Raw genomic sequence first — 21,981 nt, 5'->3', positions numbered from 1 at the left:
GAAATAGAAATAATTCAGCAAAATACTTGAATTTTCGCCCTAATCGGGTATCATCTCATCCTTCTTTGGGCCGTTAGCTCAGTCGGTAGAGCAGAAGGCTTTTAACCTTTGTGTCATAGGTTCGAATCCTATACGGCCCACCATGTTTGGTAACCTAAAGAAAAAAATTTACCCTTTTTGGGCCGTTAGCTCAGTCGGTAGAGCAGAAGGCTTTTAACCTTTGTGTCATAGGTTCGAATCCTATACGGCCCACCATGTTGACAATAGGTCAAAACGCAGCATCACAAAGCATTCATTGCGCTCGTAGCTCAGCTGGATAGAGTACTTGGCTTCGAACCAAGGTGTCGGGGGTTCGAGTCCCTCCGAGCGCGCCATTTTTATATTTAAAATCAATCAGTTATAATTAAATTACTACTCTAGATTACTTGGTTTTTACCTAAATTGTGGCATAAATGTGTCATAAATAGCTCTGTAAATAATTTATTAGGTTAAATTTAAAACAGAATTTCTATGGTTTTTAGATAGAGCACTTGGTTAGATCTAATATGACCGTGTAGCAAAGCCATTTTACAAGACCCCTTAATATTTTATTAATATAAATAATCTAAAATATAATTATGTAGTATTAAAGTTAGTATTCTTGATTATGAGTAAAGCAAAAGTCTCTATTTCAAAACCTGTTGTCGTTTCAGGTGCTGATGATTTAATGGCCCAAACAGTATTTGTGCCAACATCTAAGGTTAAACCCCCTAAAAATAGTTACCCTCTAGAAGATACGTCTGGTTATCATAACTACGTAACTGGTGTGGATGAAAAAAATGGTATCTATACCATCAAAGGTCAAACTTATGCAGGAGTAGCAAGGTCAATTACTATTAATCCAAAAACAGGCACTGTGACTGATCAAGATGGCCAAGAAGACACTAAAAAGTTTGGCAATGTGTGCAAACGGATGCTTGAAGAACAAGTGCAAATCTTCCATCATTTTAAAGTCAAGCCCCTTACTCCTATAGCACAAACAGGTACTTATCATACTAATCTTTCTAAGGGTGTGAGCTCAGGTGCTGATTTAATGGCCCAAACAGTGTTCGTGCCAACATCTAAGGTTAAACCCCCTAAAAATAGTTACCCTCTAGAAGATACGTCTGGTTATCATAACTACGTAACTGGTGTGGATGAAAAAAATGGTATCTATACCATCAAAGGTCAAACTTATGCAGGAGTAGCAAGGTCAATTACTATTAATCCAAAAACAGGCACTGTGACTGATCAAGATGGCCAAGAAGACACTAAAAAGTTTGGCAATGTGTGCAAGCGGATGCTTGAAGAACAAGTGCAAATCTTCCATCATTTTAAAGTCAAGTATCCTACTCCTATAGCACAAACAGGTACTTATCATACTAATCTTTCTAAGGGTGTGAGCTCAGGTGCTGATTTAATGGCCCAAACAGTGTTCGTGCCAACATCTAAGGTTAAACCCCCTAAAAATAGTTACCCTCTAGAAGATACGTCTGGTTATCATAACTACGTAACTGGTGTGGATGAAAAAAATGGTATCTATACCATCAAAGGTCAAACTTATGCAGGAGTAGCAAGGTCAATTACTATTAATCCAAAAACAGGCACTGTGACTGATCAAGATGGCCAAGAAGACACTAAAAAGTTTGGCAATGTGTGCAAACGGATGCTTGAAGAACAAGTGCAAATCTTCCATCATTTTAAAGTCAAGCACCCTACTAGTAAATTACAAGAAAGTAACTCTTTAAAGGGCGGTGAAAGTGGGGTAACACAGAAATTTAAACAATCGTTAGTAGATACGAAGGGAAAGGCTGAGTTAATAACTGGTGTAGATACAGAGAAATTGATGAATGATTTTCTGGAAAGGTTTAAAACATCTTTGGAAAAAAGCAAAATTTTATGTTTTACTCCATCCTCTCAATTTATGGAAAAATATAATAAGGCTATTAAATCGAATCAGCCATTCACTATTAACGATTTGCTAGATCATATTAAAACTAGAGAGGGAAAAAACTCTAGAAGTAGAGAGATCTTAGAGACTCTAATTGGAAAAGGTAACTTACAGAGTTTATTAAAAAACGAACCAGTAGATTTAAGTGATTACAATAAAGCTAGTGATAATAGTTTCAAAATTTAAATACATACTGCTCAACTTGCAGTCTTTGCAAAAGAAAGACTAAAAAATATATCTAATATAGCCAAGCCTGGGAGTAGGCCCAAAGGGCCGCGCCTCAGGTTTTCATTTTACTTTCTTAGCTTAACTAATTCTCTATGAAATTCCATTCATAGGAAATCCAACCTCATAAACACAGTAATTTATTTTCGCAGGGGTTTTATGCCTGGCGGTACTTATTTTTTTACTCTTGTCTTGAGAAGGCGGAAATTACAATTATTAACTTACCATATTGACCTACTGGGTGAAGCATTTCGAAAAATGAAACAAAACTATCCTTTATAGCGGCGTCGGTTCTGGGAGCATCGCATACGTGATGAATCAGACTTGCAAGCCCATATCGATTATATTCACTTTAACTCTGCTAAACATGGCTATGTAATTTGTGATAAAGAATCGCCCTCCAGTTTCATCGTTATGCTCAGAAGGGAGTATTGCAAGAAAATTGGGAATATGGTGGGGCTCAAGGTGAATTTGGAGAGCAGGTGTAGAGAAGGTGAACCTCGGATACGGCCCTTTGGTCCTATTCCCAGGCTTGCTGTCTTGTAAATTTTTTTATGAAAAATATAATTTATATCAGTTAAATTTATTCTGGGAATTTAAACCTATTGATCTAGTTTTTAGCGCATTTTGATATTGCAGCTTATCTACACCCAAAAGGTTAACCATAAATTTATGAAAAATCTTCAAAAGAATAAAATTGTACATTATAAGAGTAAAATGTAAATTTTCTGCAAAAATTTTATCACTTAAAAAAATGATATATCTGTTTTGTTATGATTTTTGAAAGAGAATACTATGAGTTTAATAAATGTCAAATTATGATTCAAAATCGGATATGAAAAAAGATGATAGGGTACGAGCATTAGAAAGTAACTCCTGTGGTATGTGTCGTGCAATGGGTTCACCAATTTGTTGTGGCCACGGAGCTGGAGGAAGTGGTAGTTCTCATAGCACTGCAAATGATGATACATCGTGTGCAAAAAGCATATTACCTATGCCAAAAATTACTGCTAATGCTACTTCAATTACTCAATCTCTTACTCAAAATGTGCCTTGGAGTTTGGTAGATGGTGCTGATTTAATGCTTAAATTTACTGATCCTAATGCGTTATTAAGTATTGCTCTTGATATGGAGAGCGGCTCACTAGTGTTTCGAAGTAACCGAGAATTATCACAAGAGGAGCAAAAGGCACAGGATGAATTATTTAACGCAATCGAAAATGAATTGATACTTTTTAAGAGCAAATTAACTGAAAAAAAACTGCAAGTCGAGCCGATAAAAGTTGCACGAGATCGCAATACTCTTTCCATAAAAATTTCTGATCCACAACATTATGATTTGTTTATTCAACGATTAATTGATAAGAATTTACTGCCCAATAAAGCGGCTCCTTTGCAACAGCAGCAAAATGAATGTCAACAATCTACTTTTAGTAAATCGGCAGAAACTATGCCAGAGGAAAATAAATTAACTGCTCCTACGCCATTTAATATTCGTGGTCCAAGGCCCAACGGATAGGAAATAGAAAGTTAGCTTTCCTTGAATTGCCATGCCTTCTTGAATTTAAGCTAAAGTTAGACGATAGGTATAATGTGTAAAGATTCTTAGGTGAATGAATTGGGAAAAATACTGTATTTATCAACTAAATCACTCGATATCAGCGCGTCAGATTTGTTAGGCGCTAGATTAGTTCATCCCGCGGATCTATAGGTGAAAGTTATCAGCGAACTCAGTGATCTTCGAGGAATAAATATACATGACTATGCAATGATTGTTTTTGACTCTGAAATAACTATTCCCCCTTGGAAAATCATCCGTGATATTAAATCATCCTTAGGAAATCAGCCTTGTCCGCCTTCATGGGTAAGGGGTGATATGAATACAATTACAAAAAGCTTCTTGGAAGCAAGTCAATTAACGGGTAGTGTTTTGGTAACCAAAGATTCAAAAGTAGTTATTTCTACTTGTAATGGTAAAGTTGACGGGCAACTCAGTTCTGACGCTCCGAATATTGAAATGGATACACCACACAATATTTGCTCAATCGGCAAAATGTTAACTGGACTTACTACGTTACAACTTATTCAGAATGGTAAGTTAGAATTGACCGATCAGATATATGATTATCTACCCGAAGGTTTTCCAAATAAAGAGAAATTTCAAACTGTTACCGTGGGACAGTTACTTACGCATACTGCAGGTATGGGCAATTATACTGAAAAATATAATATTGCTTTAAATGATCCAAATCAGGAAGATCCTCAATTCAAATCCTTAGATAGTTTTGTAAGATTTATTGATAACCCGGATTCGTTAAACGTGGGTAGCTTTAAATATAGTAATGTGGGCTATGTTGTATTAGGTAAGGTGATTGAGAAAGCTGCAAATAAAGGTAAAACTGTAAGCGAACATCAAAATTATTGGGATGTAGTCAATGAACTCATTTTAGCACCTAATGCTATAACCATTACTAGAGATAAGCCTCAATCTAAAAATCCGGCAACAAATAGTCAATTTGCTACAACTATAAAAATTGCTTCTAGCCCCGCGGGAGCAAATATGTGGGCAACACCAGCAGAACTAGATAAATTTGCCTATTTGGTTATGAGGCGCATTCAAGAGTCGCCGGAATATGAATCTCTTTTGGAAAATTTAAAAGTTAGAATGTACTCTGGTGAAGAAATTTATTATTCAGCTGGCATCATGATGGGCAAGAATTCAATGGGTGAAAATTTTTATTATCATAATGGCGGAGCGCGTGGGATCAGTTCACACTTACGAATAGATCCTTCTACCCAAATGACAGAAACCGTCTTTATTAATAATGATAGCGATGATAAGGATTTGGCCAGTGGGTTAGTTGCTGCAACTGTTGAATCCTATGTCATGGATGCTAAAGCTAACCATGTATATTATGCCGATCCTAAATTTAGCGATAATCCAGAACAACTTTTTCAGCAAGTTGCTCAAGAAGCAGGAGTGAATTTAGTCTCAACGCCGTTAGTAAATCGAGAACCTACTCAGCGATTTAGAGATGCTATGGCTCAAACAAGACATAGTGAGCTAGCCTCTACTGAGGTTGAAGAATTAGATAAGACAAGAGAGGGCAAATTTGACCTACATTAAAAATTTGTTCGTGTGGTAGCTACTCTACTATATTTTCCAAATAGGGCGAGATTTCCAATCTATCGGAAATCCCATCATTTTTACATCAATAGAATGTTCGGTGATTAGATCTATTAACTTATTTTTAAAATGATTATTAGGACTTATTATACTTAAAAAGTAAATTATCATTACTAAAGTATTATATATTTTTCTTGATGCTTCCTTCATTATATTATTTGAGCTTTCTTGCTCAAAATTACAAATTAAGTTATGTGGTTTTGAAATAGGAATAGTTAAAGTTTTAGTCATCCTTCGATTCCAAACCCGGTTATGGTGAGCGCATAAATTACGTAAATAAGCTAAATGCTCAATAAAGCTAATTAATACAGAATAGTCGAGGTTATAAATTTTACCTATTTTATTTCTGGTTTTGCTAGGTTTTAGATCCTTTAACCATTTTGAAAGAAGGCCAAATGAGATTATTTCACAAATAGCCCATATAGGCGGATTGTCGGGTAAGAAATGTTTAATAAAAAGCTCATCACTTCGTTCGATATCTTTCTTTAGAATTATTAAATTTTGAGCATGCCAATATCTATTTTTACTTAGTTCACAATTAAAATAAGCTTCTGGCCCGTAATCTTCGGCAAAATGATAGGCCCATTGGGTTCTAACAGAAACCTCAATGCGTTCTATTACATCTAAAAGTAACAATCTCAGCTCTCGATCAAAAATATATAAATTCAAAACACTTGAAAAGGTAGTCCCTTTTTTGAAATTATGAGTTTTAAGATCCTCTTGAAAGGGAATCCAATAACCTGAAAGGCGATAGTAATTTAGATGTTGTAAATAATGAGCAGTATCATTGTTAATTATTAAACCTCGTTTAACTAATAACTCTATTTGTTGCTCAATTGTTTTAAATGGTTTGTTACTCATTTAGAGACATTATAAAAAAGTAACCCGTCGGTTTGAGGATACTCAAATGAGCATAGCCTTGACGGGTTTTCTTGAGATAATTATCGTTCATTTTTCTATTTTTCGCAACTCCTAGAATTCTTATACTGTTATAAAAAAACTGTGTCATAAATTGTGACATAATCGTGACAGTGCTACGCTGTTTTTGGCTGTTCTAGGCTGTTTTTCAAGAATTTGATGCATCGCAGTCTATTCATAAATAAGTATTTTTAGATTAAAGCATCAGGCTTTGAACCAAGGTGTCGGGGGTTCGAGTCCCTCCGAGCTCGCCATTTTTGTATTTAAAATCAAGTACTTAGTTAGAATCTCAATATATTACAAAAATAGATGTAGCAAATTTGTAACACTTTTCTATCGCGCTGAGCCATAAGCAGTATTTGCTACAACAATCCCTAAGTTATTGATCCTGTTTGCAGCATTACGAAGATGATCACCAGAAAGGTGAGCGTAACGTAATACCATATCAAAGCTAGACCAGCCACCAAGTTGCTGTAATTCTTGTAGACTGGTTCCATTTTGTACATGCCAGCTAGCCCAAGTATGCCTTAAGTCATGCCATCTAAAATTTTTGATACCTGCACGTTTTAAAGCTTTAGACCAGGCTCGAGTGCTACATTTATTAATCCTTTTATTTTGATAAGTAAATACAAACTGAGGATGTTGAAGCTCTCGCGATTTTAAAATAGCTATGACATCATCATTGAGTGGAACAGGAATAGCTTTTTGGGTCTTCCCCATTTTAGGGGGCACATTAATCAACCGCATAACACTTTGACCCTTATACGATAATTTTCAAAATTTTTAAGGGTCTTTCCCATTTAGGGGGGCAGCTTTAATCACCCACAGAGGACCTTAACACGGGTTCTGTAGTTTTCAAAATTTCTAAAGCCATAGGCACGTCGTTGAATGAGCTTCATCTTACGATGGAAGCCTTCAGTGATACCATTTGACGGGTCTTTCCCATTTGCGGGGACAACCAACGCTTTGTGTTACGCAAATTGTGGCCTAGATGTGTCATAAAATTTTAGAAGTGTAGCCTGTTTGCAAGCAAACAGGCTATTTAATGCCATTAGAATTTTTAATAAATTATGTAACTGATTTTAATTAGGATGAAACTCCTGGCCTACCCGAAACTGTATTAGCTACTAATAAAGTTTTAGTTGTAGAAAACAGCGTGTTTGGCAGTCTCGGTCTAAATAGGTTTTGTAAAAAAATTAGAATGGCTGACACTTTGCTTTACCTCTTTCTCACTACTTTGAGGCATTAAATTCTGTTTTACAGCTGTTGCTAACGCAGTTACCAATTGAGTTAAATGACTAATTTCAGCAGATTGCTTTTCAATAATACTTTCTAGGTTTTTGATATGCATTTTTTCTTCAAAATACCGGAAGCGAGCTCGCCAGGATAAGGGTAAATCTTGTGATACCTGAATTAATTGATAGATTGATTGAAAAGCACTAGGTGACTTTAATTGCATCGATTGTAGTGATAACTCACTTTCACCAGGAGTAAGTTTAAGTAGTGCAGCATATAAACGTAAAACTAACTGCTTTGCATCAGGAAAACCTTCATTTATTGGCTCTAATAATGACAGACGCACATAAGACATAATTGAAGAATCCATTGTGGTAAGAGAACTTAACGTTTCAGTATAAAAAAAGAGTAGTTCAGGTAAATTGTATTTCTCTTGTTGAGAAGATATTTCTTTAAGTAACTCATCAGCTTTAGTCCAATCTTGAGCCATGCAAGCATATTTAAATTGACAGGCCAAAAATTTATCGCGCAAGGCAAATAATTTTGCATGACGCTTATTAGCATAATCAATAAAAAGCTTTTCTGATATGTCATCTAAGCGCTTAATTTGCAAAGCTAATCTGTTTTCATCAAAATCGGTTAGCAAATTTTGAAGGTTATTCTCGCAAGCTGTTAGTGATTGCTCTACACTCAATAACGCTTGATAGAATTTTTTATTTCTTTCTAAATGAAGGTCAAGAATAGACTGATATTGTTTTGATGTATTATTTCCCATCTCTAACGAAATAATAGAGTCATTTTTTTCTAAAGCTTTAACAAAAAACTCGGTACATACAAAGCCATTTTCAGTTTTATGATTATAGTAATCCCACTTCGCTGACGTTAAGACATTAATATTTTGTAACGCACAATTTTCTTCTAACATCTTGGCCAAATCTTGATGTTTAAAATCTAAATTATCATTATGGGCCAAATTTAAAGTAAGTAGGCTTCTATTGTTTATCAACCCCTGAAAAATATACTTGGCATTTGACTGGGACAGGTTGTTACTTGATAAATCCAAGCTAGTAAGAGTTGTATTCTTTGCTAATGCCTCGCCTAGTGCTAGGCAATTTAACTCGCTAATGGTATACCCGCGAAGCAAGGAATCAGGATCCTCTGGCTTTTTAATTGATAATTCTTTGATATCTGCATTATTTTTTATTAATTCAATATTCTCATTAATAGTTTGACTATATAGCGCCGCAAGTTCTTCTTGATTCATAATTAACCTATATTATCTGAAAAATAACTATGTTTATTAAAGCGGCACATTGTAACGATTTCTTCCTGCCCAAGATAGATGATTTTTAGAGAAGCAATAGGACTATCTTTAAACTTTTGTAAACGCTTAAGTAAAAGTGGGATGAGGCCTAGACATTGCTTAGCAGTAAGATATTTTTTCATCTGACCAAGACTGGAGTATGACGTCACCTGGAGCAATATTATTTAAAATTCAGTTTATTTTTAAGGCAATATGTAGACTAATAGTTTAACTATGATAATTATATTAATCAATTAGAGATGCTTTTTTTCAATATTTTGAACAAATCTAATAGCAGTTTAATGAAATTCTTTAAAGGTTCTTATCATAAAACTACTGTGTCATAAATTGTGTCATAACTGTGACAGCGCTACACTGTTTTAGGCAGTTCTAGGCTGTTTTTTAAGAATTTGATGCAACGCAGGTTATTGAAAAATAATTTTTTTTAAATTAAAGCATCAGGCTTCGAACCAAGGTGTCGGGGGTTCGAGTCCCTCCGAGCGCGCCATTTTTATCTTTTAAAATCAATCGGTTATAATTAAATTGCTACTCTAGAGCATTTGGTTTTTACCTAAATTGTGGCATAAATGTGTCATAAATCGCCCTATAAATATTTCTTTAGTTCAAAATTAAAACATATTTGGCGTGCTTTTTAGATAGAGCACTTGGTTAGATCTAATGTAAACCTGTAGGTTGCTTGCAATTTTGTATCTTAAGGGATACAATTAATTTATGAAAGAAATAAGAAGAAAAACAATTCAAATCTATCAAAAGGAAAATGGTGATTGTCCTTTTATTTCATGGCTTGAGTCGTTGGATACAGCGGTGCGTTACCGTATACAGTCGCGTCTCGCTAGAGTTATGCTGGGGAATTTAGGCGAGTATAAAATTTTAAGTGATGGTATAAGCGAATTAAAATTTAATTTTGGCTCTGGATACCGTATTTATTATACGGAAATGGATAACGTGATTGTCCTTTTACTTTGTGCAGGCGATAAGAAAACGCAGAGTAAGGACATAAAATTGGCAAAAGAATATCTAAAAGATTATTTAGGAGAGAATCATGGCTAAGAGTATTAATTATCATGATTATTTAATGGAAACCTTGAAAGATCCTGCTGAGGCAGCTGGATATTTAAATGCAGCACTTGATGATGGTGATATTGATGGATTTTTAGAAGCATTACGACATGTTGTAGAAGCCCATGGCGGCATGACCAAATTATCAGAGAAAACGTTAAAAGGCAGAAATAGCCTATATAAAACTATATCTAGTAATGGCAACCCCTATTTAAGAAATACTAATGACATTTTACACGCATTAGGTTTTCATTTGGCCGTTACACCCATAACGCGAAACCAACAAAAAGTGCTTAAAGGTGTCTAGTTTGTGCTTAAAAATTGGAGAATGAAAGAGGAATAAACCAGTATAAATAAGCAAATAAGGGTTATAATGGTTGAGCTGAGTTTAATTTGTGTTGGATTTATTTCGGGTCTTCTCCATTTTAGGGGGCACAATAATCAACCGCATAAAACTTTCACTCTTATACGATAATTTTCAAAGCCGTCGTTGAATGAGTTTCATTTTACGATGAAACCCCTCAGTGATGCCGTTATTTTTAGTAAAACGCCACATTCTAACAATTTCTTCTTCCCATGCTACGCCGTTTTTTTTAGGCAGTTAGGAAGGTTAATCGTTCTAATAAGGTTTATCAATTAGCAGATTAACAACTAATCGAATGAGGATATCTTTCTGACTTGGATTACTCTCTGCGACTAATAGAGCAAGTGCTACTAAACCATTTTCATTGAATTTAATCGGCAAATTTTGTGATTTAAGATATAACAAAAACATAAAGCTTCCAATTCTTTTATTTCCATCAGTGAAGGGATGATCTTTGATGATAAAATATAACAAATGAGCTGCTTTTTCTTCTGGTGTGCCATATAAAGGTTCGCTATCAAAAGTTTGTTCGATGTTATTTAATATACTATCCAGCCCACCATCACGCTCTTTACCAAACAATTCGGTTGCTTCGTTACGCGTACGTAATTCTTGTTTTAAAGACTCAATTGCTGATAAGGCTGCTAGATAAGTTAACTTGGATGACGTTTGTTTGCCTTTTGTTGGTAACTTGAGTTTTCCTTCATCATAAGCTAAAAGTAAATCCCAAGCTTTAGTATAGGCTAAAATTATTTGAATGGCTTCTTGGCCTAGGTCATTAACCAATTCATGGTTTATTAGTGTTTTCTGCAATAATTCAACGGTTTGTTGTAACTCGTGAATGCCTTGCTGATTTAACCGTTTTTCATTGTCTGTATAACCGCGAATTAAATGTTCTTTTAATATGTTACTAGTCCACTTTCTAAATTGAACGCCTTCTTTAGAATTTACTCGGTAGCCAACAGAAATAATGGCATCAAGATTATAGTAATCAACTTGGTAAGTTTTACCATCTGAGGCAGTTGTTGCAAAATTTGCAACAACTGAATTTTTATCTAATTCATTTATTTTAAATATATTACTCAAGTGTCGAGAGATAACTGATTTATCACGTCCAAATAGTTGTACCATTTGATTCAAAGTAAGCCACACAGTTTCGTTAGCCAGGTTAACATCTAATTCAACCTGTCCATCCTTAGCTGTATATATTACGACATCCGACACATGCACCTCTTTAGTGTTAATTATTATTGTGCCTAAAATAGGATTCTATCGTTAACTTGCCAAAATGGAAAATATAAACGAGTACAGAGTCTATAAAGCCTTATACCGACCGTACGTCCTTGCAATTGAAGTAACATCTATCCCTACTATATTGGCATTCTCTTTGCTGATATGTTCAGAAGGGAGTATTGCAAGAAAATTAGGGTATGATGGTGTCCCAGGTGCTGGAGAGTAGGCATGGTCAGTGTAAACCTGGGATAAGGCCCTTTGGGCCTGCACCCAGGCTTGTATCTTTAAAAAGCAAGCGAAAAAGCTTAATCTCAAGGGCACTTGGGATGGGAGAAGCGATCTTGTATCCAGGCAAGGCTTAGAGCCTGTCACGTAGATTAGGACCTTCTCCCCATTTATCAATCGACCGCACAGTATCTTAGGCCGCTCCGCAAAAGTGAGCCTGTATTCACAAGCTTGGTCAACGATAAACTAACCTCAAGTATTTTTAAAGCTATTGGAGATTAGCATGAGTGAGTATGAATTTGTAGGTGTTGATATCGCTAAAGAGAAATTTGATAGCGCCCTAGGCACCAATAACCGCTATAAACATGCTGTTTTTCCTAATAGGAAACAAGGATATAAAGCATTTCTTAACTGGCTTGAGCAATATACAATATCACCTTGGGTGTGTATGGAAGCCACGGGTCACTACAGTGAAGGATTAGCTGATTTCTTAGTAGACAAAGGGATACGGGTGAGTGTCGTTAATCCGTTCCAAATTAAGAGTTTTGCCAGAGCGATTCTGGCACGCAATAAAAACGACACAATTGATGCAAAAATCATCGCCCAATTTGGTCAACGAATGGCACCGCGCCTTTATCAGTCAAGCACGGTAGAACAAAAAGAACTAAGAGAGCTTACGAAAGTATTAGATATGCTCAAAGCGCAAGTCATTCAACTAAGCAATCAACTACATAGCCTTAAAGGACAGGCGGCACACAATAGGGTCTATTCCGAAGACATAGCAGCCTTATCCCAGGTTTTCATTTTCCTTCCATAGCTTAACAAACCACTCTAAAATTCCATCTGTTAAAAATGGATATGTATTCTTAGCTAAAGAATGGTTCTATTCTAGTTTTCATCGTTATGTTCAGAAGTGCGTATTGCAAGAAAATTGGAGATATGGGGTTCAAGGTGAGTTTGGGGAAGTGGTGCATGTAAACCTGGGATACGGCCCTTTGGGCCTACTCCCAGGCTACGCTGGTGGCTAAAGGCTTTTGTAAGCTTAGGTTTTATACGCTCTTTTTGCTAAATACTAATATTCTACTAATAAATGATAAATTAGTAATTTAAGTATTTATTAAATACTAATAATCTACTAATATTTACTAAATTAGTATTTAACTTAAAATAAAATGAAAATACCTCTATCGCCCCCAAATCTTGAGAAAAGCATTAAAGAATTAATGAAGGATCCTTCTGCTACAAAGATATTTATAGAGGCGCAAAGGTCTATTCAAGCAACGACAGAACAAGGAGAATATTTACACTGGGACAAAATAAGACATTTATCTCCTCCTCTGAATTTAACATCGGAACAATGGTGGTTTTTTATAAAGATTGCTCGTTCAGCTTTATATAAAAAATTACCATTTGAAGATAAATATAAAAATCCCTTTGTGATAGCAACTCCCGATATAATGCAACAAAAACTTCATTTAATTGATCGCTTATCTGGAAATAGCATTCAAAGCCCTACATTAACTATTAATAAAAATCTTAGGGATACGTATGTAATTCAATCCTTGATTGAAGAGGCAATTACTTCAAGTCAATTAGAAGGTGCATCTACAACACGGCAGATTGCTAAAGAAATGTTACGAGCAAGGAGAAAACCTACTAACCTTAGCGAGAGGATGATTTTCAATAACTATGAGGCAATGCAATTTGTACGAGAGGTTAGGGATATTCCTCTTACGAAAGAAATTATCTTAGAACTCCAAGGAACTCTTACTAAGGATACATTAGACAATCCCAAGGCAATTGGTTGTCTCAGAAAATCAGACGATATTCGAATATGGGATAATACAGATAAAATATTACATGTACCGCCAAATTTTTATGAATTGGACGAGCGAATTCAGAAAATATGCGATTTTGCCAACTCTAAAGAAGATGATTATAAATTTTTTCTTCATCCAGTTATAAAGGCGATTTTACTACATTTTATGCTAGCTTATGATCATCCTTTTGAAGATGGAAATGGACGAACTGCTCGTGCATTATTTTATTGGTCCATGGCTAATCAGGGTTATTGGTTAATGGAGTTTATTTCTATATCTCAAATCATTAAAAAAAGTCCAATTAGGTATGCCTTAGCTTACCTTCATACAGAAACAGACAGTAACGATGTAACTTATTTTGCAATTCAACAATTGGATATTATTTTAAAAGCGATTGAATATTTACATGAATTTATAAATGAAAAAGGGAGAAAAACTCGAGAAACTGAGAAGCTAATCTATACAAATCAATCTTTAAAAAACCAGCTTAATCATAGACAAATTGCTCTTATCATGCATGCTTTAAAGCATCCAAAGACTCAATATTTAATTGAAACTCATCGCCAATCCCACAATATAACCTACCAAACAGCAAGAACTGATTTATTGGAACTAGGTGAGTTAGGGTTATTAATTAAGCAAAAAATTGGGAAAGCCTTTGTATTTATAGTTCCTACTAATTTAGAAACAAGAATTGCAGGACAAGCATTATAAATTGTACACAAATACTAAGCTAAGTTTAGTTTTTTATTGTTCCATATCGATAAAAAATTCTTTTATAATTAGTAAATTACTGTGCCATAGATTGTGGCATAACTGTGACAGTATTGCGCTGTTTTAGGCAGTTCTAAGCCGTTTTTCAAGAATTTGATGCATCGCAAGCCATTGATAAATAATAATTTTTAAATTAACGCATCAGGCTTCGAACCAAGGTGTCGGGGGTTCGAGTCCCTCCGAGCGCGCCATTTTTATCCTTTAAAATCAATAAGTTATAATTAAATTGCTACTCTGGAGTACTTGGTTTTTACCTAAATTGTAGCTTTTAATAATTGATGTACAATCTTGGAAACATGCATCGCTTGACCTTGGCTTAGTGTTATTCGCAACAACATAAGATCATATCTCGCTTTGCATGTCACCTATTTTCAAAAAACTGAGGATACTTCAGGCCGAGTGGCCCGACTTGCACTTGCTGAATTTATGTTTAGGCAACTTTTATGGTTTTGTAACAGCACGTTAAGTCAACAATTGATAAAAAATTGTAATATTTTGTCTTACAAAGACACGTAATCGAAAAAAATAATATAATAAATAGATAACTATTTGTTAAATAGGTTTAAGATGGCGGATAAGTCCAACATATTTAGTAAATTATGGAATAAATTACGTGAAAGAGGTTCAGCAACTGCTGAAAACTCATCGGATTTAAAGAATACGGTATCGGATAATAAAGGGAATATACTTAAAACCTTAGGTAGTGCAGGTGTCGGTGCTCTTATAGGATCTTTATTTTTTCCTGGTATTGGTACAGCTATTGGTGGCGTGATTGGTGGACTTGTCGGTGCAAAAGATACCGAATTGATGAAAAGTTTAATTGAAAAAATAACATCGCCTGAGGTCAAGAAACGAGGAGGCTTAGGTGCAGCTGTAGGTGCATTTATTGGTTTTTTCATTCCAATTCCAGGTGCTACACTAATTGGGGCAGCTGTGGGCGCTACAATTGGTGCTAGTCTTCCTGCTATTAAAGAAGGTGTTTCAAAAGGTATTGCAGCTATTAAAAATTGGGCAAGTAAAACGAGTAAAGATGAAAATCAGGCGAATATGCCTCACAATAATCAAAACTCAGTGTCTCAATCAAAAGCGGCTGATGCTAGTAAGAAACGCACTGATAAGAACAATAATCAAAGTTCAATACCGCAGACCAGAACGCCCCCTACTAGTGAGCGCACTGGTAAAACTAATAATCAAAGCTCAATGCCACAAACAAGAATGCCCTCTACTAGTGAACGCACTGGTAAAACCAATAATCAAAGCTTAGCGCAAACAAGAACACCCTCTGCGAGTGAACGCACTGGTAGAACCAATAATCAACGCTCAATGCCGCAAGCGAGCAAGAACGCTACTACCAAAGGAAAGACTTCAAGACAACCTGCTTCTGACTTTAATGCAGATGATATCCCTCTAGTACCTTTAACCGAAGACTCTAAGCGGGCAAAGAAGATAGATTTACCTACTGTAAATCCAATCTTGGCAGCAAATAGTGTTGATGAGCATCCTTTGTCCCAGCAAGAGGATGCAAAAGTAGTAGCAAAAAATTCGTAGATTATAGCCAGCGTAGCCTGGGAGTAGCCCAAAGGGCCGTATCCCAGGTTTTCATTTTACTTCCACATAGAGTCCCAGCCTTGGCGCTTCAGCTGTAGAAGGAAATGGTCTTTATTTATAAATTGACAAGAAGTACATATGTCGAAAAAATAGAAATTCATCGACATATTTTATAGATATGTCGATGAAATCAACATATACTAATAATATGTCGATAATCTAACAATTTTTAAACATGAATTTTGATCCTAATAAACCCTATAATGATCTTCCTTATTTACCACCTAACGCTGAAATTGAAAATATTCGTATATTAAAAGCCTGTATCTCGGCTAGAGCTGCTTTGGCTGAGCTTAAACAAGCTGGTGAGTTGTTGCCTAATCAAAATTTATTAATTAACACATTGCCTTTATTAGAAGCTAAAGACAGTTCTGAAATTGAAAACATTATGACCACTACTGATAAATTATTTCAATTTTCACAAGTAGATAGTCATGCTGATTCTGCAACTAAAGAGGCATTGCGATATCGGACAGCCCTCTATCATGGTTTTAAATTACTACAAAATACACCATTAAATGCTGGAATAGCCACAACGCTTTGTTCAATAATAAAACATAAGGAAATGGATGTACGAAGAATACCAGGTACAACAATTACCAATTTAACGACAGGGGAAACAATTTATACCCCGCCGGTGGGTGAGAATCATATTCGAGATTTACTATCTAATTGGGAAAAATTTCTTCATCAGGAAGATGATTTAGATCCACTTATTCGCATGGCAGTAGCTCATTATCAATTTGAAGCCATTCATCCTTTTTTGGATGGTAACGGAAGAACAGGCCGTATAATAAATATTTTATTTCTATTAGAAAAAGAACTTCTTTCACTTCCTATATTATATCTTAGTCACTATATTGTGCGTCACAAAAAAGAATATTATCGTCTAATAAATCTTGTAACTACGGATAATAAGTGGGAAGAGTGGATACTTTATATGTTAGAGGCAGTTAAGCAAACAGCTCAATTTACTTATCACAAAATTGATGGAATCCGGAAGCTAATAGAATATACAATAAATTTTGCTCGCCAGAAATTGCCAAAAATTTATAGCAGAGAATTAATTCATATTATTTTTGAACAACCCTATTGTCGGATTCATAACCTTGTTGAAGCAGGAATTGCTCAGCGTCAAACGGGCTCTGTTTATCTAAAGAAATTATGTGAAATTGGAATTCTAAAAGAAATTGCGGTTGGTAAAGAAAAGTTATTTGTACATCCTAATTTGATACAATTATTGAGCCAGGATAGTAACACCTAATAAGTATGAGCACTCTCTTTAAAGCTTCATTTGTGTCATAAATTGTGGCATATCTGTGGCAGCACTACGCTGTTTTTCAAGAATTTCATGCATCGCAGGTTATTGAAAAATAAATATTTTTAAATTAAAGCCTTCGGATTCGAACCAAGGTGTTGGGGGTTCGAGTCCCTCCGAGCGCGCCATTTTTATATATTAAAATCAATAAGTTACTATTAAATTGCTACTCTAGAGTACTTGGTTTTTACCTAAATTATGACATAAATGTGTTTATAAATCGCCCTATAATTATATTTTTAGTTCAAAATTAAAACATTTTTGACGTGCTTTTTAGATAGAGCACTTGGTTAGATCTGATATGATCTTGTAGGTTGGGCCACCGGGCCTGAGGTATCCTCAGTTTTTTTTTGAAAATAGATGACATGCAAAGCGAGATATGATCTTATGTTGTTGCGAATAACACTAAGCCAAGGTCAAGCGATGCATGTTTCCAAGATTGTACATCAATTATTAAAAGCTACAATTCATAAAACCCGAATAACTACTTTATCTATATTGGTAGAGGGAGTTATAGACTGTAAAGCGCTTAAACTTACTTTATTAGGAAGGCATATAAAAATAAAGGGGAAAGAATGTTCTGGCATAAATCGTGTTGATAGATTTTTAGGAAATCCATTTTATCAAACGCAATCTATAGCGATTTATCGAGCGATTAGTCACCATGCAATGAGCGGCCTGCTGACACCTCTTTTGATAGTGGACTGGTCGAGTATCCCTGGCAGTCATTTGACTAGGGCAGGAGAACACTGTTTATTGAGAGCTTCTTTGGCTGCACAAGGACGGAGTATCACGGTTTATGAAGAAGTGCACCCTAAATCAAAAGAAGGCAATACGAAGGTCCATCAAACGTTTCTTTCTCGTCTAAAATCACTAGTATCTGTTGACTCTAAACCCTGTATTGTTACGGATGCGGGATTTAAGAATCCCTGGTTTAAAGCAGTTCTTGCCCTAGGATGGAATTATATAGGCCGCTTAAATGGCGCTGTTCATTATGATGACGGAACAGGTTTTAAGCCCCTATCGGCGCTGTTTGAGCACGCCACCAGTAAACCACAAGCAGCCGGTTCGGTCATTGTTGCTAAAACAAATCCCTTGACCACAAAAATATATCTTTACAAAAAACCAGCCAAGAGAAGAAAGCATCGCGGTAAAACCGGAAAAATCTTAACCAATAAGCAATCACGTAAGCAGGCTAAAAGTCATAGTGAGCCTTGGATCCTCACGTCTTCTTTAACTGGAAATCATATCGAAGAACTTATCATTAACTATTACAAACTGAGGATGACCATCGAAGAAAGCTTTCGCGATACTAAAAGCCAATACTATGGCTTGAGTTTAAATGAAAATGTCACACTTAACGTGAAGCGTTATATCGTTTGGCTCTTACTTGCTGCACTAGCCACTTTCATTGCCTGGATTGTTGGATATACTGCTGAAAAACTTAAATTACACTATGATTTTCAGGCTAATTCTTATCGCCATCGGCGTGTTTTATCCTTTTTCTTTTTAGGCTGTCAAGTTATCAGAAAACGTATCAAGTTTCAGATCAATATCGAGGATATTCAACGAAATAATTGGGGGATCCTCATGGATAGAAAAAGGTGAGGATCCCTCAGGCCACCTGGCCTAACACTTGCCAATTCTACCCCAATTCTATAAATTCAAAACCCAAAGGAATAAAAAGAGTCCAACAATGCGATATAGACGAGCATACGCATGTGGTACCACTTATTTTTTTACAGTTAATTTAAAAAATAGTAAAAGCAATTTATTAATAAATGAAATAAATACCTTAAAAGCGTCATTACAGAAAGTAAGACGAAATCATCCCTATAAAATAAATGCCGCTGTCATCCTGCCAAACCATCCCCATATGATTATGACTTTGCCTGCAGGCGATTCAAATTATTCGATACGCTGGAACTTAATTAATGGTGAGTTTTCAAAACAAATAAGACTTATCGAGGCCATCAATCAAAGTCGCAGAAATAAAAACGAGCGAGGGATAGGCAAAGAAGATTCTGGGAGCATTTAATTAGGGATGAGCAGGATTACATCCATCATGTCAGTTACATGCATTACAACCCGGTCAAGCATGGTTACGTTACCCATACCATTGACTGGCAATACTCTAGTTTGCGTCAATTTATTAAGCGCAGCGAACTACCAAAGGACTAGAGTAGGGGGAGGCTCGTCAAGACTCAATTGATGGCTGGGGTTGAAAATTTATTTGCAGGACTTAAACGTGTCGTAGCATTTTTACCGGGCTTGAAAAGTTAGCCCATAATTTTAAGGTTATGGTTTTTATTGCTTGTTCCTATATTTGGCTTAAATGAAATGAGAGCACGCCCATTTAATAAAAATAAATTTTTAATTACACTATTTATAAATCGTAAAAGTATCAGGAAGTTAAGAATTAAAGTTATAGATAATAAATATCTAAAATAAAAGTTAATTTATTTGTGGCCTTTCCAATAGTTCAAAGTGCATTTGCTTTTTTGCAAGATAAGCTTTTGTATAAACTATAGTATTATTTAAGGCACTATTAAATTGTAATTCGTTGTTATTAAATAATAATGTTATAATATTTATTTTTGGAAAATCATCAATAAAATCAAATTCTTCAATTATTTTAGGTATTTTTAAAACTGATAAAAATTCATTGAAACTATGGCCGCCGCTATTGAATAATAAACTAGAAATAAAGCATTGTAAGAAGGGGATAAATTTATCTGAATTATGAAAAGGTAATTGACCATTTTCTTGTAATTTTTTTAAGCATCTTATTTGGCATAGCATTGTTCCAGATATAGAACATGAAAATGGATGAACTAGAGACGAAAAATTTTGTTTCGGCCAAGCAGCATTTAAATCAAAATTGACTCTATCAGGTGGCCTAATAAAAGGAAATCCTTTTTTGGTAAAAATGATGTCATTTTTAGGTACAGGCATGTAACTTTTCATTAATCCAAAATGATTGGAATAGTAACCAACTTGGAAGTTTTTTCCATGAGTTTCAGCAGACGCTTCGATTACTTTTATCAGTCGACCTCGTTGTTGCTCAGAAAAAAAACCTACATTATATACATTAAGAGGTATCTCCGGTAATTTAGCTAATAATGTGCCTATCCATGCACATCTAAATATTAAAGATAACTTATTTTTTTCATTTTCAGAAAAAGCACGATAGCTTTTATTTGATGCTAATTTATAGAAAGCATCCATATATTCGTTTGCTATAAGATTATCGTATGCTGGAACCTTGCCACAAAGATAATTATCAAATTTAATTTGATCATCTTGGGGAATTAGTTTGTATAATGCATCATAATAAAGAGTGAGATCATCTAAATCAATTTTATCTATAGAAGTTAAAAGTGTTTCAAAGGCTAAATGGGTTTCAAAATACCTTCTGGTTGGATCTTCATTGATTATTTCAGCATTAATTGAAATTTTGTACTGCTGATTTAAATTGGTTTTTTTTAATAAATGTTGAATTAATTGTAAGTCATTTTTTGAAGTTATACCATCAAGATATAATTTTTTTAAGTCCATATTTTTTTGATTTTTATAATAATCAATTATAAGTAAAATTGCTTGTCCAAATGATATTTCTACCATAATTAATAACCAAATGTTATAAATTAATCACATTGTAAGTGGTTAACATTAAGAAAAAATTAACTTGTTTAAAATATTTTAATAAAGGATATGGCGTGTTCTCAATTTAAGGTCTCAAATTTGGATTAAATTTGTAAACTTCCATTGAAGTAAGAAACGGAGGAAAACCAATGACACGCTAAGTAATTACAGGAGATATGGACCAAAATAGAAAAGCTAGCGTAGCCTGGGAGTAGGCCCAAAGGGCCGTATCCCAGGTTTTCATTTTACTTTCGTAGATTTAACAAATCTCTATGAAATTCCATTTACAGGAAATCCAATTTCATAAGCAATGATGGTTTATTTTCGCAGGGATTTTATGCCTGATGGTACTTATTTTTTTACTCTTGCCTTGAGAAAGCGGAAATTAAAATTATTAATTTGCCATACTGACCTACTGGGTGAGTCATTTCGAAAAATGAAACAAAACTATCCTTTATAGCAGCGTCGGTTCTGGGCGCATCGAATACGTGATGAATCAGACTTGCAAGCCCATATTGATTATATCCACTTTAACCCTGCTAAACATGGCTATTTAATTTGTAATAAATAATGGCCCTCTAGTTTCATTGTTCTGTTCAAAAGGGCGTAGTGTAAGAAAATTGGGGATGTGACGTTGTTCAAGGTGAGTTTGGAGAGGAAGCGTGGTGAATGTAAACTTGGGATACGGCCCTTTGGGCCTACTCCCAGGCTACGCCTGCTAAGTTGTGGCATAAATGTGTCATAAGTTGATCTATAAATAATTTATTAGGTTAAAGTTAAAACATAAATCTTATAGTTTTTAAATAGAGCACTTGGTTAGATCTAATATAAACTCGTAGGCTGGCCCCCTGGCCCAACAAAAGCTTGTCAATTCAACCCAAAGTCTATAAATTCAAACCCAACGGAATAGACAGAGCTCAACAATGCGCTACAGACGAGCATACGTATGCGGTGCTACTTATTTTTTTAACGTGAATTTAAGAGATAGAAAAAGCGGTGAACTACCGTGTGACTGAAGTAGTGAGAGGCTCGCTGAGACTCAGGTGATAGCTGGGGAGTAAATATTGTGGGCCGAG

General features: G+C 35.1%; 16 protein-coding genes, 3 tRNA genes and 2 pseudogenes. 14 read left to right on the top strand and 7 right to left on the bottom strand.

Annotated features, from left to right (window positions below):
* Positions 1-67: 67 nt before the first annotated feature.
* The 6 genes from DYE47_RS11755 to DYE47_RS11725 all read left to right on the top strand — a co-directional run bounded on the left by DYE47_RS11755 (position 68) and on the right by DYE47_RS11725 (position 5,321).
* Positions 68-143: transfer RNA gene (locus tag DYE47_RS11755), tRNA-Lys, on the top strand.
* 36 nt (positions 144-179) lie between these two features.
* Positions 180-255: transfer RNA gene (locus DYE47_RS11750), tRNA-Lys, on the top strand.
* A gap of 42 nt (positions 256-297) precedes the next feature.
* Positions 298-374 (top strand) — tRNA-Arg (locus tag DYE47_RS11745).
* A 272-nt stretch (positions 375-646) separates the two neighbouring features.
* Positions 647-2,155 (top strand): hypothetical protein, encoded by a 1,509-nt coding sequence (locus DYE47_RS11740; protein WP_115303464.1) that lies wholly within the window; start codon positions 647-649, stop codon positions 2,153-2,155.
* 847 nt (positions 2,156-3,002) lie between these two features.
* Positions 3,003-3,713 carry a hypothetical protein gene (locus tag DYE47_RS11730; protein ID WP_115303463.1) on the top strand — a complete coding sequence of 237 codons (711 nt, stop codon included), beginning with the start codon at positions 3,003-3,005 and terminating at the stop codon, positions 3,711-3,713.
* Positions 3,714-3,905: 192 nt separating this feature from the next.
* Positions 3,906-5,321: a serine hydrolase domain-containing protein gene (locus DYE47_RS11725; RefSeq protein ID WP_131750070.1), complete on the top strand. Its 1,416-nt coding sequence runs from the start codon at positions 3,906-3,908 to the stop codon at positions 5,319-5,321.
* Between the two features lie 27 nt (positions 5,322-5,348).
* On the opposite strand, the gene DYE47_RS11720 is transcribed toward DYE47_RS11725, so the two are convergent.
* The 4 genes and pseudogenes from DYE47_RS11720 to DYE47_RS11705 all read right to left on the bottom strand — a co-directional run bounded on the left by DYE47_RS11720 (position 5,349) and on the right by DYE47_RS11705 (position 8,799).
* Positions 5,349-6,242, bottom strand: a complete 894-nt coding sequence (locus tag DYE47_RS11720; RefSeq protein WP_115303461.1) for an Abi family protein — start codon at positions 6,240-6,242, stop codon at positions 5,349-5,351.
* A 390-nt stretch (positions 6,243-6,632) separates the two neighbouring features.
* Positions 6,633-7,040 carry a tyrosine-type recombinase/integrase gene (locus DYE47_RS11715; protein WP_278043847.1) on the bottom strand — a complete coding sequence of 136 codons (408 nt, stop codon included), beginning with the start codon at positions 7,038-7,040 and terminating at the stop codon, positions 6,633-6,635.
* A 77-nt stretch (positions 7,041-7,117) separates the two neighbouring features.
* Positions 7,118-7,231: pseudogene (locus DYE47_RS11710) on the bottom strand (transposase); the annotation flags it as partial.
* Between the two features lie 242 nt (positions 7,232-7,473).
* Positions 7,474-8,799, bottom strand: a complete 1,326-nt coding sequence (locus tag DYE47_RS11705) for a leucine-rich repeat domain-containing protein (protein WP_115303459.1) — start codon at positions 8,797-8,799, stop codon at positions 7,474-7,476.
* 771 nt (positions 8,800-9,570) lie between these two features.
* On the opposite strand from DYE47_RS11705, the gene DYE47_RS11695 reads away from it, so the two are divergent.
* Entirely contained in the window at positions 9,571-9,909 is a 339-nt protein-coding gene (locus tag DYE47_RS11695; RefSeq protein ID WP_115303457.1) for a type II toxin-antitoxin system RelE/ParE family toxin, read from the top strand.
* Positions 9,902-10,225 carry an addiction module antidote protein gene (locus DYE47_RS11690; protein ID WP_115303456.1) on the top strand — a complete coding sequence of 108 codons (324 nt, stop codon included), beginning with the start codon at positions 9,902-9,904 and terminating at the stop codon, positions 10,223-10,225. Before DYE47_RS11695 ends, DYE47_RS11690 begins: the two co-directional genes overlap by 8 nt.
* Positions 10,226-10,359: 134 nt before the next feature.
* Here DYE47_RS11690 and DYE47_RS11685 read toward each other — a convergent pair.
* Together DYE47_RS11685 and DYE47_RS11680 are read right to left on the bottom strand one after the other, a co-directional pair.
* Positions 10,360-10,495 (bottom strand): annotated as a pseudogene (locus DYE47_RS11685) (transposase); the annotation flags it as partial.
* A gap of 42 nt (positions 10,496-10,537) precedes the next feature.
* Entirely contained in the window at positions 10,538-11,506 is a 969-nt protein-coding gene (locus DYE47_RS11680; protein WP_115303455.1) for a virulence RhuM family protein/type II toxin-antitoxin system death-on-curing family toxin, read from the bottom strand.
* Between the two features lie 517 nt (positions 11,507-12,023).
* Between DYE47_RS11680 and DYE47_RS11675 the strand changes: the two genes are divergently transcribed.
* From DYE47_RS11675 to DYE47_RS11650, 6 genes are all read left to right on the top strand, one after another.
* Entirely contained in the window at positions 12,024-12,557 is a 534-nt protein-coding gene (locus tag DYE47_RS11675) for an IS110 family transposase (protein ID WP_115303454.1), read from the top strand.
* Positions 12,558-12,963: 406 nt separating this feature from the next.
* Entirely contained in the window at positions 12,964-14,274 is a 1,311-nt protein-coding gene (locus tag DYE47_RS11670; protein ID WP_207385179.1) for a Fic family protein, read from the top strand.
* Between the two features lie 627 nt (positions 14,275-14,901).
* The gene (locus DYE47_RS11665; RefSeq protein WP_115303452.1) at positions 14,902-15,882 is read left to right on the top strand and encodes a DUF456 domain-containing protein; all 981 of its coding nucleotides are present in this window, start codon (positions 14,902-14,904) and stop codon (positions 15,880-15,882) included.
* Between the two features lie 235 nt (positions 15,883-16,117).
* A complete protein-coding gene (gene fic, locus DYE47_RS11660) occupies positions 16,118-17,206 on the top strand; it encodes a protein adenylyltransferase Fic (protein ID WP_115303451.1) in 1,089 nt (362 codons plus the stop codon).
* 441 nt (positions 17,207-17,647) lie between these two features.
* Positions 17,648-18,868 (top strand): IS4 family transposase, encoded by a 1,221-nt coding sequence (locus tag DYE47_RS11655; protein WP_165482036.1) that lies wholly within the window; start codon positions 17,648-17,650, stop codon positions 18,866-18,868.
* Between the two features lie 88 nt (positions 18,869-18,956).
* Positions 18,957-19,298 carry an REP-associated tyrosine transposase gene (locus tag DYE47_RS11650; protein WP_242604192.1) on the top strand — a complete coding sequence of 114 codons (342 nt, stop codon included), beginning with the start codon at positions 18,957-18,959 and terminating at the stop codon, positions 19,296-19,298.
* 416 nt (positions 19,299-19,714) lie between these two features.
* Here the strand turns inward: DYE47_RS11650 and DYE47_RS11645 are convergent, their stop codons facing one another.
* Entirely contained in the window at positions 19,715-20,884 is a 1,170-nt protein-coding gene (locus tag DYE47_RS11645; protein ID WP_115303449.1) for a hypothetical protein, read from the bottom strand.
* Between the last annotated feature and the right edge of the window lie 1,097 nt (positions 20,885-21,981).

This window comes from Legionella beliardensis (genome assembly GCF_900452395.1).
Lineage (GTDB): Bacteria > Pseudomonadota > Gammaproteobacteria > Legionellales > Legionellaceae > Legionella_C > Legionella_C beliardensis.
The sequence above is the reverse complement of the archived record's forward strand: the minus strand, read 5'-3'. Positions and strand labels throughout refer to the sequence as shown.

Excerpts from the sequence above, each read along its gene's own strand:
- DYE47_RS11655 (WP_165482036.1), top strand. The coding sequence starts at position 17,648 with ATGTTGTTGCGAATAACACTAAGCCAAGGTCAAGCGATGCATGTTTCC.
- fic (WP_115303451.1), top strand. The coding sequence starts at position 16,118 with ATGAATTTTGATCCTAATAAACCCTATAATGATCTTCCTTATTTACCA.
- DYE47_RS11670 (WP_207385179.1), top strand. The coding sequence starts at position 12,964 with ATGAAGGATCCTTCTGCTACAAAGATATTTATAGAGGCGCAAAGGTCT.
- DYE47_RS11650 (WP_242604192.1), top strand. The coding sequence starts at position 18,957 with ATGCGATATAGACGAGCATACGCATGTGGTACCACTTATTTTTTTACA.
- DYE47_RS11645 (WP_115303449.1), bottom strand. The coding sequence starts at position 20,884 with ATGGTAGAAATATCATTTGGACAAGCAATTTTACTTATAATTGATTAT.
- DYE47_RS11695 (WP_115303457.1), top strand. The coding sequence starts at position 9,571 with ATGAAAGAAATAAGAAGAAAAACAATTCAAATCTATCAAAAGGAAAAT.
- DYE47_RS11665 (WP_115303452.1), top strand. The coding sequence starts at position 14,902 with ATGGCGGATAAGTCCAACATATTTAGTAAATTATGGAATAAATTACGT.
- DYE47_RS11730 (WP_115303463.1), top strand. The coding sequence starts at position 3,003 with ATGTCAAATTATGATTCAAAATCGGATATGAAAAAAGATGATAGGGTA.
- DYE47_RS11740 (WP_115303464.1), top strand. The coding sequence starts at position 647 with ATGAGTAAAGCAAAAGTCTCTATTTCAAAACCTGTTGTCGTTTCAGGT.
- DYE47_RS11690 (WP_115303456.1), top strand. The coding sequence starts at position 9,902 with ATGGCTAAGAGTATTAATTATCATGATTATTTAATGGAAACCTTGAAA.
- DYE47_RS11720 (WP_115303461.1), bottom strand. The coding sequence starts at position 6,242 with ATGAGTAACAAACCATTTAAAACAATTGAGCAACAAATAGAGTTATTA.
- DYE47_RS11675 (WP_115303454.1), top strand. The coding sequence starts at position 12,024 with ATGAGTGAGTATGAATTTGTAGGTGTTGATATCGCTAAAGAGAAATTT.
- DYE47_RS11705 (WP_115303459.1), bottom strand. The coding sequence starts at position 8,799 with ATGAATCAAGAAGAACTTGCGGCGCTATATAGTCAAACTATTAATGAG.